This is a genomic window from Leeia speluncae (genome assembly GCF_020564625.1).
Classification (GTDB): domain Bacteria; phylum Pseudomonadota; class Gammaproteobacteria; order Burkholderiales; family Leeiaceae; genus Leeia; species Leeia speluncae.
Genome location: NZ_JAJBZT010000014.1, coordinates 13879 through 28700, shown reverse-complemented (window position 1 = coordinate 28700; position 14822 = coordinate 13879). Strand labels below are relative to the sequence as shown.

Here is a 14822-nt window from a genome sequence, read left to right as displayed (position 1 = left end):
AATTCAATTAACACATATTCGAAATGGTTATTTTTTATTAATTTCTGTCAACACATCACCGACAGTCACAAATGAACCAAATACCAATATGCGATCACGTTCGCCGGCCATTTCCTTTGCTGCTTGCCATGCAAGGATAGGACTATCAAATGAATAAGCGGTTCCACCGATATCTGTAATTGCGCTAGCCAGGGAAGCACCGGAAGCACCTCTTGGTGCAGGCAGTGAAGCGGTATACCAAATATCGATATCCGTCTTTAATAAATCAATGACAGAAAGCACATCTTTATCAGACATCATTCCACAAACGGCGATTGTTTTTTCTGCATATTGTAATTGTTTTAAATTTTGAGATAACGCTCTAGCTGCATGAGGGTTATGTCCAACATCCACAATTACTTGCGGCTGACCGGGAAGTACCTGAAAACGTCCAGGCAACTCAACCTCTAGCAAACCTCTTCTGATTGCCCCCATTGAAACAGGCAATCGATTTTGCAGTGTTGAAATAGCAGCAATTGATGCTGTGGCATTATTTAACTGATAACTACCGCGTAAAGCGGGAATGGGTAAAGAACGATAAGCGCGGTCTAGACACCACGCGTTCCATTGATTATCCATCCTACGGTATCCCAATCCACCTTCCTGCATATTCAATGGCAACCACTGTGCATTAATCGAATTTGCATGATCAATCATTGATTGGGGGGGAGCTGGATCAACGCATATGGCAGGAATACCTTCTCGGAAGATACCAGCTTTTTCAAAACCAATTTCTTCCCGCGTATTTCCCAAAAAGGCTTGATGATCCAAATCAATGCTGGTGATGACAGTACAATCAGGTTCAAACACATTGACCGCATCTAAACGACCGCCAAGACCAACCTCTAAGATAATGACATCAACACCCGCATCAACAAATGCTGACACAGCTGATAGCGTTCCAAACTCAAAATAAGTTAATGGAATGTCGCCTCTACCCTTTTCAATCGCTAGAAATGATTTCGAAAGTGCTTGATCATCAACTTGCGCCAAATTGATACGAACACGTTCGTGATAGCGAATCAAGTGAGGTGAACTATAGACACCCGTTTTATAACCGGCAGCAGCATAAATGCGTTCGATCATCGCACAGGTTGAACCCTTACCATTGGTTCCACCGACAATAATCACTGGCACGCTAGGCTTAAGATTCATCTGTTCAACTACTTGACGAACTCGACTTAACCCTAGGTCAATCACATCTGCATGCAATGCTTCCAGATGTGATAGCCATTGTTCAACACCATACTCTTCAAACGTTATGCTTTTGGTCATCAGGCATCCAAAGGAGGATTCTTTTGCAACAAGGAAATCAACTCTGCAACACGGCGGCTTAACTCGCGTCGATCAACAATCATGTCGATCGCACCATGTTCTAGTAAGAATTCTGAACGTTGAAAACCTTCAGGCAAGGTTTCTCTCACCGTTTGCTCAATCACACGTGGACCAGCAAAGCCAATTAACGCACCTGGCTCAGCAATCACTACGTCACCTAAGAAGGCAAAACTAGCAGAAACCCCACCCATTGTTGGGTCTGTCAGCAAGGAAATAAAAGGTAGACCTTTTGCTGATAATCTCGTCAAGGCAGCACTGGTTTTAGACATCTGCATCAAAGATGAAAGACCTTCTTGCATGCGTGCTCCACCTGATGCAGAAACACACATAAAAGGAACGCCTAGCTCGACAGCTGCATTTACACCTTGGACAAAGCGCTCACCTACAACAGAGCCCATTGATCCACCAATGAACTTAAACTCAAAAGCGGCAATGACAATCGGCTGGCGATGAATTGCACCTTGCATCACAACCAATGCATCTGTTTCTCCGGTGTCGTTCTGAGCCGCAGATAAACGATCTGGGTATTTTTTGCTATCTTTAAACTTAAGGCTATCTACAGGCATGACACCTGCACCAATCTCAAATCGACCTTCAGTATCTAACAGTAAATCTAGACGTTGACGAGCCGTTAATGGATTATGGTGCCCACATTTTGGACAAACATGCTGATTATTTTCTAGGTCTGTGCGATATAAAACTGCTTCACAGGCCGAGCATTTACTCCATAGTCCTTCTGGGACAACTGTCTTGCTACCCGCTGGTTTACTTTTGATTTTTGGCGGTAGCAGTTTTTGTAACCAGCTCATCCGGCGTTCCTCACTTACTAAATTCTGAATAAGCAATAAGCTGATTTAGCTTATGCTGTCGCTTCATCCATTGCTGTACGAATTGACGATACCAATACACGAAGATTGTCAGCCATCGTTTCCGGTGAACTGCTTTCAATCTCTTTCACTAATCTTGAACCGATAATGACAGCATCCGCTACTTTTGCAACCGCAGCAGCACCTTGTCCATCACTAATTCCAAAGCCAACACCTACAGGTACGTTTAGATACTTTTTCAATTCAGGCATACGATCACCCACCGCACTGTAATCTACGTGAGCAGCACCCGTTACCCCTTTCAGCGAAACATAGTAAACATAACCTTTTGCACGTTCAGCGATTGCTTTCACTCTGAATTCAGGTGTAGTTGGCGCCAACAAATAAATTGGTGCAATTTGATGTGGCGCTAAGGTCTCAACAAATTTGTCACTTTCTTCTGGCGGCAAATCGACAACTAGCACACCATCAACACCTGCCTTTGATGCTTCTGATGCAAAGGTATCGTAGCCCATACGCTCAATAGGATTTGCATAGCCCATTAAGACAACTGGCGTTGTTTTATTACTTTCCCTAAATGCACGTACCATCTCTAAAACATGCACTAAACCTACTTTATGTTTTAGCGCGCGTTCACTTGCTCGCTGAATCACTGGACCATCAGCCATTGGATCAGAAAATGGAATACCTAATTCAATTAAATCAGCCCCACCATCTACCAAAGCATTCATTAAGTTTAGCGTCACATCTGGATGTGGATCACCTGCTGTAATAAATGGAATAAGTACTTTTTGTTTGTTTTTGGCACGAGCCTCGAAGGCTTGTTCAATTCTAGACATTTCAAACTTTACCTATATTTTATTTACAGGGTGATTCCAGCAATTTTGGCAACTGTATTGATATCTTTATCGCCACGACCGGATAAATTCACTAAAATTTTCTTATCTTTGCCAAGTGTAGCAGCCAATTTTTTTGCTTCAGCTAATGCATGACTAGATTCTAAAGCAGGGATTATACCCTCAAATCGACAAAGAGAATGAAAAGCATCCATCGCTTCATCATCCGTAACAGCTGTATATTGAGCCCGTCCCAAGTCCTTCAACCAGCTATGTTCTGGTCCAACACCTGGATAATCAAGACCTGCAGAGATAGAGTGCGTTTCAATAATCTGACCATGCTCATCTTGCATTAAGTATGAGCGCGCGCCATGTAGAACACCTGGAATACCAGCGGAAAGTGGAGCGGCATGCTTGCCTGAATCAAGTCCATGCCCGCCAGCTTCTACACCAATCAGCTGAACAGATTCATCTTTTAGAAACTCATGGAACATACCGATAGCATTTGAGCCGCCGCCAACACAAGCGAGGACGTAATCTGGCAATGAACCAGTCATCTCCAACATTTGTGCTCTAGCTTCTTTACCAATGACAGACAAGAAATCTCTTACCATCATTGGATAAGGATGAGGCCCTGCCGCAGTACCAAGAATATAAAAGGTACTATCCACATTTGTTACCCAATCACGCATCGCTTCATTCAATGCGTCTTTGAGGGTTTTGGAACCACTAGAGACTGGAACAACCGTTGCACCAAGCAATTTCATTCTGAATACATTAGGGGCTTGTCTCTGAACATCCTCCTCCCCCATGTAAACAATACACTCCATGCCGTATCTTGCAGCCACTGTCGCTGTTGCAACACCGTGCTGGCCCGCTCCGGTTTCTGCAATCACACGCTTCTTACCCATGCGTTTTGCTAGCAACGCCTGACCAATTGCATTTGATATTTTGTGAGCACCAGTATGATTTAAGTCTTCGCGCTTTAGGTAGATTTGCGCACCACCAATAACTTCAGACCAACGGGCTGCATGATAAACAGGGTTTGGGCGGCCAACAAAATGTTTTAACTCACTTAGAAACTCTTGTTGAAACTCTGGATCAACTTTGAATTTTTCATATTGCTGCTTTAACTCTTCAAGCGCTGACATCAATGTTTCTGCAACATAAATGCCGCCATACGCACCAAAATGGCCTTTGGCATCTGGTACATTGTAATATTCTTGATGACCCATATTTACTCCGTTAAGCCTGATTCACAGCATTTACAAATGCGAATATTTTTTGATGGTCTTTCAAACCTTTTTGGCGTTCTACTCCGCCAGAGACATCTACTGCCCACGGTTTCACTTTTTGAATAGCTTCAGCGACATTTAAGTCATCTAAACCACCCGCCAAAATCACCGGCAAATCTAAATTAGTGGGAATTAAGTCCCAATCAAACTTCTCACCAGTTCCACCTGGGATGCCCGGTACAAATGCATCAAGCAACAATCCGGAAGCATTTTTGAATTCTTTAGCGTATTGTATCAAATTCAAGCCCGGTTTTACTCGAACTGCTTTAATATAACTTTGATTAAATTGTTGGCAGTAATCAGCTGACTCATCACCATGAAACTGCAAAAGATCTAGTTTTAATACTCGCGCAGTTTCTTTTACTACCTCAGGTGATTCATTAACAAACAATCCCACTTTAGTAACAAAGGCGGGTATGGTTTCAATAAAACCTAGCAACTGCTCTATAGTGATTGCTCTTGGGCTTGGTGGATAAAATACAAAACCTACCGCATCAGCGCCGGCAAGACAGGCAGCTGCAAGATCTTCTTTGTTAGTAATACCGCAAATTTTTACTCGTGTACGCATTGATCTATATTTCTTTACCAAGCCAAACGACTAGTTTCATTCCATGACGGAAGAAGAAACTCATCAGGATACAAAACACCCGCTAAATACAACCCATCAGCTGCGAACATTGGTGCGGCAAACTCTCTTTTTTTCGCTTGCAATAACTCTTGCATCCAGATTGAAGGGCGATTACCTGCCCCAACAAACACTGCCGCTCCGATTAAGTTTCTGACCATATGATGAAGAAATGCATTCGCTGTCAATTTCGCTTCATACAAGACACCGGACGAAGGTTGAACTGCAGCTAATTCAATCGAAAACTCTTCCAAATGCTTGATGGGCGATTTTGCTTGGCACTCGCTAGATCTAAACGCAGAAAAATCATGCGTTCCTAGCATATATGAAGCAGCTCGTTGCATCTCATCAAGCTTTAGTGACTGATGAGTCCAACCAACCTGATTTGCTAGCAAAGTAGGTCTGACCGGGTGAGAGTAAATGAAATATCGATAATGTCTTTTTACTGCCGAGAATCTAGCATGAAATTCTTCAGGCACGGCTCGAGACCATAAAACAGCAACATCTTGAGTTAAAAAGGAATTAACACCACGCACCCATGCATTATCCGAGCGTTCGCAATTTACATCAAAATGCACCACCTGCATGGATGCATGAACACCTCTGTCCGTTCGTCCTGCAGCATAGACTTGAACAGGATGCCCTGCTATTTTCTCTATGGCAAATTCTAAGTGTTCTTGTACGGACAAACAATCAGGCTGACGCTGCCAGCCCGCGAACCTTGTACCACGATACTCTACACCAATTGCCCAACGCATTCTGTTTCTTTCATATAACAAAAAAGCACAGCAACCAAGATTGCTGTGCTTTTGCTTGAATCTAGTTTGATAATTGTAACGGAATTATCAATCAGACTAAAGTTAGCTTAATGTAGAAATGATCGATCTAGCTTCATCTTGTTGAGCAGAGCTACCTTCAGCAACTACCTCCTCAAGAATTTCTCTCGCACCTTCGTGATCCCCCATTTCAACATATGCCTTTGCCAAGTCTAGTTTTGTAGAGACTGGATCATCACCTTGTACATCATCAAAACCCGAGATCTCGCTTGATTCTGACTCACCAAGATCTAAACTAATTGAATCCAAATCAAAATCAGAAGTTTCTGTCGATTCTAACGAAGTCTCTGGTGCACCTTCCGAAACCGATGGCTCGTCAAAACCATCGAAAGAGAAGTCAAAATCAGGGGCCTCATCTTCTTTAAGTTCGGCAGTATTGAGCACAGGGGGCTCTTCATTCGGCTTATCTTCAGTTAAAGCGTCACCAAGGTCAAAGTCAAAATCTAACAAACTATCATCAGATTTAATTTCCTCTGCCGAAGTTGGCTCTTCAGCTTCTAGCACAGGCAGTTCATCATCGAGATTAACCTCAACCCCGCCAAGATCTTCCATCAGAAGATCTGGTTCAGAGGTCTCTGGAAGCGCTAATTCTGGTTCTTCGATTGCATCAAAAGAAAGCATGTCCAAGCCATCTTCATCAGCAGAAGCAATCTCTTCTTCAACTTCAGCAACCTCAGGTACATCAGCGGCAAAAGAGCCTAAATCAAAATCTAGCATGACTTTATCATCAACTTCAGGCGCAGGGGTATCTTCCACTGCTGCACCAAAGTCCAACGCATCGTCCTCTAGCGAAGGCGCACTAGCGACATCATCCACATCTGAGTGGAAGTCCATCATTTCTTCAGATTGAGGCTCTGCAGCATTTGCAGCCATTAGATCTGCAAATGGATCTAAGTGATCCACATCTTCAGATACTGATGATGCGATTACTGCAGCAGCGCCAGACGCGATGCCATAAAGACTATTACTTGGATCGATCATACGACCCATTTCAGAGGCTTTAGTCCAATTCGCTCCTTGACCTTGCGTTAATGCATTCAGCTCTTTTGCATGCACTTCAAAGTTATCTACATCTTTACGATTAAAGTAGATTTCCATCAGTTTTAGACGTACTTCTTGTCTAGCAGGATCTTTAACAAGTGCATCTTTAAGAATTTCTTCGGCTTGCGGATCACGTCCATATGCCAGATAAACTTCTGCCTCAGCAATTGGGTCAACTTCGTCCGTATCAATTGCGCCCAAACCTTCACGACTAAAGTCAGTTAGGAATGAATTTTCTGTTGCACCAGTATTAATAATTGCACCACCGGTACTACCAATATTGGTATTTGCACGCAAATCGCTACCAGTGATGATGCTGTCAGCAAATGCGGTGGTTTTACGGCGTCGCCAAACTAGTAAACCGCCAAGCAACGCAATCGCACCTACACCACCACCTACCAACGGTAAATTATCTAACAAGATATCCATTGGAGAAGTTTCTGGCTCTGGTTCTGGTGCAATAAATACCTTTTTCTTGGCTGGTTTTGGTTTTTCAACCGAGGCAATGGCCTCTTGTGAAGCAGTAGACTCAACAGTAGAAGCGACTGTTTCAGCTGGTTTTGAAGCAACAACTTCAGGCGTTGCTTTAGAGGCTACAACCTCTTCATTTTTCTTCACAGTCGCTTCGGCGCCTTTTTCAATCTTAGCGCCAGCTGCATTTTTCATTTCAAGCAACTCTTTGAGTTGTTTGTTCATTTTTTCAAGTTCGGCAATTCTCGCTGAACTTTCTTTAGCTGATTTTTCTTTGGCTATAGATTCATCTTGTAAAGCATCAATTTGCTTTTGCAAGTTCTTGATTTTAGAGGAATCTTTGCCTGCAGCAGCACCTAATTCAGATTGGGATAGTTTGACAACATCTTTTGTACCAGTTGCCTTTGGAGCAGCTTTATCTTCAACTTTTGGCGCAATTTTCCCAGTTGCTTTTGCACTAGATGATTCTGTTGGCTCAGACTTCTCTGCCACCATTCCGGCTAGTTTTGTTTTATACGATTGCCAATCGGAAGAATGCGCTTGAACCTCTTTGTGCGCTTCATTTGCGCTAATTGAACTAATATCTCCGCTAGAAGGTAGTTTTAGTACGCTACCCACTTTTAGACGGTTCATATTTTGTCGGTCAAATGCACTAGGGTTTGCTCTATATAAAGCAACGAGCATTTGATCTAAGTTCACACCAGGGGCTTTATTTTCAGAAGCGATCTCAGCTAAGGTATCTCCACGCTTCACCTTATAGCTTCCATCCCCACTTGCTGGTTCATCTGTTTTCTCTGGCGCTTCAGCCTTAAGTTTCTTGGCCACTTTTTCAACAGGGACATCAGATGCCAAGTTCGCATTACTTCTTACTTTAGGTGCTTTTTGCTTTGAAGCATTAACTTTGCCTGATTTAGGCAACGTAACGGAAGTAGAGCCAGAACTAATCGCAGGCGCCGCGTAATCTACTGGATCAAGTAGGGCTGTAAATTCTTTGACCATTTTCCCTGATGGCCAACCCAACTCTAATAACATATCTACAAATGGCTCATTTACCGACTGACTAGTCGTCACACGAATGTATGAACGATTTGCTTTACGCTCGATTGTGAATCTGGCGCCTGTAAGATAGGAAGGATATTCAATTCGAGCATCTTTAAATGCATCTGCCGAAGCCAATCTAACTGTGAAATTAGAAACATCGTCAGAGGGCGAAGTGATTAACTCAATCTCCGCACTTAGGGGTTGCCCTAGACCTGAAAGCACAGTTAGCTTTCCTAGCCCTGCAGCAAATAAGCCTGTTGGCAACATTGCCAATGCCGCTGCAATTGCTGTGGCTTTTATTTTAGCTTTAACCGGCACGATGCCTCTCCTTGCCATTGCAAAAATTTGTGGATGTCATATTTTAAAATAACATCAAGCAGTTAGCGTTGCAAGTTTATCCGTCACATTAATTAAAGTGCATCTAAACTTGCTTTTTCTATCATTTTTTCAATAAAAATAAAGGCTTATGACATTTGATAGCCATTTTTTTTATTCTTCGATCGTATTACCCTCGATTAACTCAAGCAAATTAACAACAGTTTTAACCACATTTGCAACAGGATCCAAGGCTAAATAGCAAATGCATCTAGATTCACTTACCTGTCTAACGCGGGAGACAAATACCTGCTCTTTACCAACCGCATCCACGGGCGTCATATAACCACCCGGTTTTGCTTCATCAATAATAGAGAGTTGATCAGCTGTTTCTAGTAGCGTTTTCCACGTTTTGGTTTCAAGAGGATATTTTAAATCGATGACAATTTTTGCAGTTGCACCATAAAAAACAGGTACGTGAGATGCAAAAACACTAATCGTCGCCTCTTCTTCTAATAAAGAAGCAATAGAGTTTTCTAGTTCTATCTCAAATGATGATGTCGCACAACTGTCCAAACGCCCTACATGAGGAATCGTATTAAATGCAGCGCGAACTGGGAAAGCGGCAACTTCCACATCCTGACTATTGAATAATGCAACCGTTTGCTGAGCTAATTCTTCAACCGCACTTTTCCCTTTAGATGCGGCTGGTAATGACAAAGTTATATCAAGCGCACTAATGCCATTTTCTTCATCTAGCACTTCGACGATTGGCTTGAGCATATTAATAAATGGGGAGGAAATCTGAACATCCTGCCCAAGTTGGTCGATAGTTAATTTCGCCAATTGCTCTTCATTTAATCCAACTGACGTTTGGTTAATGCGCACGACCCGACAGTTTTTATTCAATGCTCTAGAAACATATCTTTCTGTCACAATTTGTGGGGTAGCAAAAATTGCTACATTCACTTGCGAGAAATCAAAATCATCCAATTGCTTAACTGGAACAAACTTTCCCTTTAACTCAACCTCTTCGCCAACAGACTCACCGGTTGCCAAGCAAAACAAGCGGTCAAAAGTGAGTGATGACTCATTTAGGGATTCAACAATTGCATTACCAACCAAACCAGTTGCCCCAACAATCGCAATAGATGTCTTTTCTGTCATTCCAAACTAACTTCCAAATAAAAATGATTGATAACTAAAGGTATTTTTAGAAAGTATACAAGCACAAAGGGCGCTTTGCGCGCCCTTTTTGAATACCACTACAATTTTGCTATTGATTATTTATCTAGCAAAATACGTAGCATTCTACGTAGAGGCTCAGCAGCACCCCATAGTAGTTGATCACCAATCACAAAAGCAGAAATGTATTCTGGTCCCATGTTTAGTTTACGTACACGACCAACACCTACCTGTAAACCGCCAGTAATTGAAGCTGGGGTCAATTCTTGCTCAGTGATAGAACGATCGTTTGGAACCCATTTTACCCACTGGTTTCCTGATTTGATGATTGACTCGATCTCTTCCAATGGAAGGTCTTTTTTCAATTTAATCGTCAGCGCCAAGCTATGGCAGCGCATTGCACCAATACGAACACAAAGACCATCGACAGGAATCACATCTTGATTACCAAGAATTTTGTTAACTTCTGCTTGGCCTTTCCACTCTTCTTTAGACTGACCATTATCTAACTGCTTGTCGATCCATGGAATTAATCCACCAGCCAAAGGAGCAGGGAAAAACTCACGAGGCACATCTTCACGGATGGTTTTTGCTACTTTGCGATCGATTTCCAAAATAGCAGAAGATGGTGTTGCTAATTCTTCAGCAACAGCTGCATTAATCACACCCATACCTTTTAGCAATTCACGCATGTGATTTGCACCGCCGCCAGATGCAGCCTGGTAGGTCATAGAGCTAACCCAGTCAACCAATCCTTCACGGAACAATGCGCCGACACCCATCAACATAATTGAGTTTGTACAGTTTCCGCCGATGTAATTTTTTACGCCACGTGCCAAGCCATCTTTGATCACATTCATGTTGACTGGATCTAGAATGATTAGCGCCTCGTCATCCATACGCAAGGTAGAGGCAGCATCAATCCAATAGCCATTCCAGCCAGCTGCACGCAACTTTGGAAATACTTCAGTAGTATAGTCGCCACCTTGGCAAGAGATGATGACATCCATTGCTTTTAGCGCATCGACAGAGAATGCATCTTGCAATGCTGGTGACGCCTTACCCACATCAGGAGCTGCACCACCTACATTACTAGTTGTAAAAAATACTGGATCAATTAAAGCAAAATCTTGCTCTTCACGCATACGTTGCATCAGCACAGAGCCGACCATGCCGCGCCAACCTACAAATCCTACTTGCATTACTTTCCCCTACTTTGTCAGTTTTTACTCCGCTTCCCTGGCCCCTTCCGCTTGCGGAGCCAAGGCGGGAGGTGCATGACGTCAAACCAAGATAATTGTCTTGGTCTTCTTGGTGATAATGGTGGTGATAGAAAGCACAGTTGCACGGCCTGCAGACGCAACAATGCCTGCCTTGTGGGCATGCTTGCGTGATGCAGTGATAGCAACGAATGAGTAGTTCATGTAAAACAAGTGCTTTCTGTTCGTCTGAATGAAATCAGAGCTGATGAATTTTCGATCAGCTCTGATCATACATCAAAATTTATTGAAGTGCAGCCAAAACTGCATCGCCCATTTCTGTAGTCGATACTTTGTTGGTACCTGGCTCATAAATATCACCAGTGCGATAACCTTGAGCAAGCACTTTCTTCACTGCATTTTCAATGCGTAACGCTTGCTCTTCTTGACCGAAGCTATAGCGCAACATCATTGCAGCTGACAGAATCGTCGCCAATGGGTTGGCCATGTTTTTGCCTGCAATATCAGGCGCTGATCCATGGCAAGGTTCGAACAAGCCTTTGTTGTTTTCATCCAAAGAAGCGGATGGCAGCATTCCAATTGAGCCAGTTAGCATGGAGGCTTCGTCGGACAAAATATCACCAAACATATTGCCTGTGACCATGACGTCGAATTGTTTTGGATTACGTACTAATTGCATAGCAGCGTTATCAACCAGCATATGGCTTAATTCAACGTCTTGGTAGTCTTTGTGTACTTCAGTTACGACATCACGCCATAATTGGGTAGACTCAAGCACGTTCATCTTATCTACTGAACACACTTTGCGATTACGACGGCGTGCTGTTTCAAATGCTACTTTTGCAATACGGCGAATCTCTGACTCAGAGTAAACCATGGTGTTATAACCCACACGCTCGCCGCCGCGCTCTTCAATACCACGTGGTTCACCAAAGTAAATATCTCCGACTAGTTCACGAATAATGATGATATCTAGCCCAGAAACCACCTCTGGCTTCAAGGTCGAAGCATTAGCTAGTTCAGGATATAAAATCGCTGGTCTTAAGTTAGCAAAAACGCCAAGTTGTTTACGAATACCTAGTAATCCCCGCTCTGGACGCTGCTCTCTAGGCAAGGTATCCCATTTTGGACCACCAACTGCGCCTAGCAAAATTGCATCTGCTTCTTTTGCTAATCTTTGCGTGGCTTCAGGGTAAGGAGTGCCGGTTTCATCCACTGCACCACCACCCAGTAGGCCGTATTCAAACTCCATTTTCAAGCCATCTTGCTTTAGCACTTCTAACACACGCATCGCTTGAGAAACAATTTCTGGACCAATGCCATCACCTGGCAATACACAAATTTTCATTATTTCTTACCTGTTGTCTTGATAGTAAATTAGGCAGTTAATCTAACTGCCTAATTGAAAGAATATCTATCTGTTGATCAACCAAACAACCAAGGTTGCTGTTGTTTACGAGTCTCTTCAAATGCTTTGATTTTTTCAGCATGCACTAGCGTAAGGCCGATTTCATCAAGTCCATTTAACATGCAATGCTTACGGTGCTCTGTAATATCAAAACTATAAGATTGGCCGTCAGGTGTCGTTACTTTTTGTGCAGCTAAATCAACAGACAATTGATAGCCTTCATTTGCTTCTGTTGCGTTAAATAGGCTATCGACCACTTCTGCTGGCAAGACAATCGGTAACACACCATTTTTGTAGCAGTTATTAAAGAAAATATCTGCAAAACTAGGCGCAATAACGACTCGGAAGCCATAATCTTCTAACGCCCATGGAGCATGTTCACGACTTGAACCACAGCCAAAGTTTTCACGTGCCAGAAGCACCTTTGCACCTTGGTAACGTGGGAAGTTCAGAACAAATTCAGAGTTCAAAGGGCGAACAGAGTTATCCATTCCTGGTTCGCCATGGTCTAGATAACGCCACTCATCAAAAAGGTTAGGTCCAAAACCTGAACGCTTAATCGATTTTAAAAACTGTTTTGGAATAATTGCATCTGTATCCACATTGGCGCGATCCAATGGACAAACAATTGCTTGTAAGGTTGTAAATGCTTGCATTTTAGGTTGCCGCTTTCTGGATGGCTTCGCCACCCTTTTCAATATCTTTACCGATTCCTTTGACAGTATTGCAACCAGCAAGACCTAATACCAACGCAAACAACATTAACATTGCCATAATAGATTTCATGTTGACTCCTTTACTGTAATTTAGGCATGAATCAAGATTTAAATTGCCAGCTCCGTACATCGACAAAACTACCTTTTACTGCAGCAGCAGCAGCCATTGCCGGACTCACTAAGTGAGTTCTACTGCCCTGACCTTGGCGACCTTCGAAGTTACGGTTGCTAGTAGAGGCACAACGCTCTCCCGGCTGTAGACGGTCTGCGTTCATTGCCAAGCACATAGAACAACCTGGTTCACGCCATTCAAACCCAGCTTCGATAAATACTTTGTCTAGGCCTTCTTTTTCCGCTTGCTCCTTCACATAACCAGAGCCCGGAACAACCAAAACATATTTTACGTTTGCAGCTTTTTTGTAGCCGCGAGCAATAGATGCCGCCTCGCGAAGATCTTCGATACGAGAGTTTGTACAGGATCCGATAAAAACTACATCAACTGGAATATCTGTAATATTCGTGTCAGCAGCCAACCCCATATAGTTCAATGCACGCTCAATAGAGCCTTTTTTTACCGCATTGTCTTCATTTGCTGGGTTTGGTACTTTGTTATCTACGCCAACAACCATTTCTGGCGAAGTTCCCCACGTAACTTGAGGAATAATATTCTCAGCAGTTAACTCAACCACCGAATCAAACTGAGCACCTTCATCAGACACCAAAGTACGCCAGTAAGTTGCAGCAGCTTCAAATTGGTCTGCAGTTGGTGCAAATGGACGGCCTTTTACATATTCAATCGTCTTTTCGTCAACCGCGACCATACCCGCCCGCGCACCACCTTCAATTGCCATATTACAGAGGGTCATCCGACCTTCCATTGACAGCGAACGAATAGCGGAACCACCAAATTCAATGGCATAGCCAGTACCACCTGCGGTACCAATTTTTCCAATAATTGCCAATGCGATGTCTTTAGCAGTAACACCAACAGGCAGATTACCCTCTACTTTTACCAACATTGATTTTGACTTCTTAGCTACCAATGTCTGGGTAGCTAAGACATGTTCAACTTCAGATGTACCAATACCATGCGCCAAACAACCAAACGCACCGTGGGTTGATGTATGACTATCACCACAGACGACTGTCATCCCTGGCAATGTTGCACCTTGCTCTGGGCCAACAACGTGTACGATACCTTGACCTTTATCCTTAAATGGGAAGTATGCAAGTGAACCTACTTCACGGATATTTGCGTCTAAGGTATCCACTTGTTGGCGAGAGATAGGATCTTGAATGCCTTTGTCCCAATCATTGGTTGGGGTATTGTGATCTGCTGTAGCGACAATTGAGCTAATTCGCCAAGGTTTACGACCTGCGATTTTTAGACCTTCAAATGCCTGAGGGCTAGTTACTTCATGAACTAGGTGACGGTCGATATAAAGAAGTGCTGTTCCATCTGATTCTTGATGGACAACATGGCTTTCCCAAAGCTTATCGTACAACGTTTTTGCGGTCATAATCGTCTGCTTCTTTACGAAAAAAAGTAAGTGAAACGATTATTACACAGGGTGATACGCAAATATAGTAGTCACAAAAACTACCAGGATAAATCCAATGTAGTACCACTTT

The 14822-nt window shown here is 43.1% G+C and carries 14 protein-coding genes; all 14 read right to left on the bottom strand.

Translation table 11 applies throughout. From position 1 onward, the window contains the following. Window positions 1–27 precede the first annotated feature (27 nt). Complete coding sequence (gene folC / locus LIN78_RS17050) at window positions 28–1314, bottom strand: bifunctional tetrahydrofolate synthase/dihydrofolate synthase (protein WP_227182089.1); 1287 nt, start codon at window positions 1312–1314, stop codon at window positions 28–30. Further along, on the bottom strand, window positions 1314–2183 hold the full coding sequence (accD, locus tag LIN78_RS17045; protein WP_227182088.1) for an acetyl-CoA carboxylase, carboxyltransferase subunit beta: 870 nt from the start codon (window positions 2181–2183) through the stop codon (window positions 1314–1316). The genes folC and accD overlap by 1 nt, the downstream gene beginning before the upstream one ends. 50 nt (window positions 2184–2233) lie before the next feature. Then, window positions 2234–3040: a tryptophan synthase subunit alpha gene (trpA, locus tag LIN78_RS17040; protein ID WP_227182087.1), complete on the bottom strand. Its 807-nt coding sequence runs from the start codon at window positions 3038–3040 to the stop codon at window positions 2234–2236. Between the two features lie 23 nt (window positions 3041–3063). Beyond that, the gene (gene trpB, locus LIN78_RS17035) at window positions 3064–4272 is read right to left on the bottom strand and encodes a tryptophan synthase subunit beta (protein ID WP_227182086.1); all 1209 of its coding nucleotides are present in this window, start codon (window positions 4270–4272) and stop codon (window positions 3064–3066) included. A gap of 10 nt (window positions 4273–4282) precedes the next feature. Next, window positions 4283–4900, bottom strand: coding sequence for a phosphoribosylanthranilate isomerase (locus LIN78_RS17030; protein WP_227182085.1), 618 nt, complete (start codon window positions 4898–4900; stop codon window positions 4283–4285). A 14-nt stretch (window positions 4901–4914) separates the two neighbouring features. Then, on the bottom strand, window positions 4915–5715 hold the full coding sequence (gene truA, locus LIN78_RS17025) for a tRNA pseudouridine(38-40) synthase TruA (protein ID WP_227182084.1): 801 nt from the start codon (window positions 5713–5715) through the stop codon (window positions 4915–4917). Window positions 5716–5817: 102 nt separating this feature from the next. Beyond that, window positions 5818–8664 (bottom strand): motility hub landmark protein FimV, encoded by a 2847-nt coding sequence (locus LIN78_RS17020; protein WP_227182083.1) that lies wholly within the window; start codon window positions 8662–8664, stop codon window positions 5818–5820. Window positions 8665–8835: 171 nt separating this feature from the next. After that, on the bottom strand, window positions 8836–9828 hold the full coding sequence (locus LIN78_RS17015; protein ID WP_227182082.1) for an Asd/ArgC dimerization domain-containing protein: 993 nt from the start codon (window positions 9826–9828) through the stop codon (window positions 8836–8838). Window positions 9829–9944: 116 nt separating this feature from the next. After that, entirely contained in the window at window positions 9945–11048 is a 1104-nt protein-coding gene (gene asd, locus LIN78_RS17010; protein WP_227182081.1) for an aspartate-semialdehyde dehydrogenase, read from the bottom strand. An 81-nt stretch (window positions 11049–11129) separates the two neighbouring features. After that, on the bottom strand, window positions 11130–11270 hold the full coding sequence (locus LIN78_RS17005) for a hypothetical protein (RefSeq protein WP_227182080.1): 141 nt from the start codon (window positions 11268–11270) through the stop codon (window positions 11130–11132). A 79-nt stretch (window positions 11271–11349) separates the two neighbouring features. Continuing rightward, the gene (gene leuB / locus LIN78_RS17000) at window positions 11350–12414 is read right to left on the bottom strand and encodes a 3-isopropylmalate dehydrogenase (protein ID WP_227182079.1); all 1065 of its coding nucleotides are present in this window, start codon (window positions 12412–12414) and stop codon (window positions 11350–11352) included. A gap of 77 nt (window positions 12415–12491) precedes the next feature. Continuing rightward, window positions 12492–13130 carry a 3-isopropylmalate dehydratase small subunit gene (gene leuD / locus LIN78_RS16995; RefSeq protein WP_227182078.1) on the bottom strand — a complete coding sequence of 213 codons (639 nt, stop codon included), beginning with the start codon at window positions 13128–13130 and terminating at the stop codon, window positions 12492–12494. Between the two features lies 1 nt (window position 13131). Further along, window positions 13132–13260 (bottom strand): entericidin A/B family lipoprotein, encoded by a 129-nt coding sequence (locus tag LIN78_RS16990; protein WP_227182077.1) that lies wholly within the window; start codon window positions 13258–13260, stop codon window positions 13132–13134. A gap of 31 nt (window positions 13261–13291) precedes the next feature. Then, the gene (gene leuC / locus LIN78_RS16985; protein ID WP_227182076.1) at window positions 13292–14710 is read right to left on the bottom strand and encodes a 3-isopropylmalate dehydratase large subunit; all 1419 of its coding nucleotides are present in this window, start codon (window positions 14708–14710) and stop codon (window positions 13292–13294) included. Between the last annotated feature and the right edge of the window lie 112 nt (window positions 14711–14822).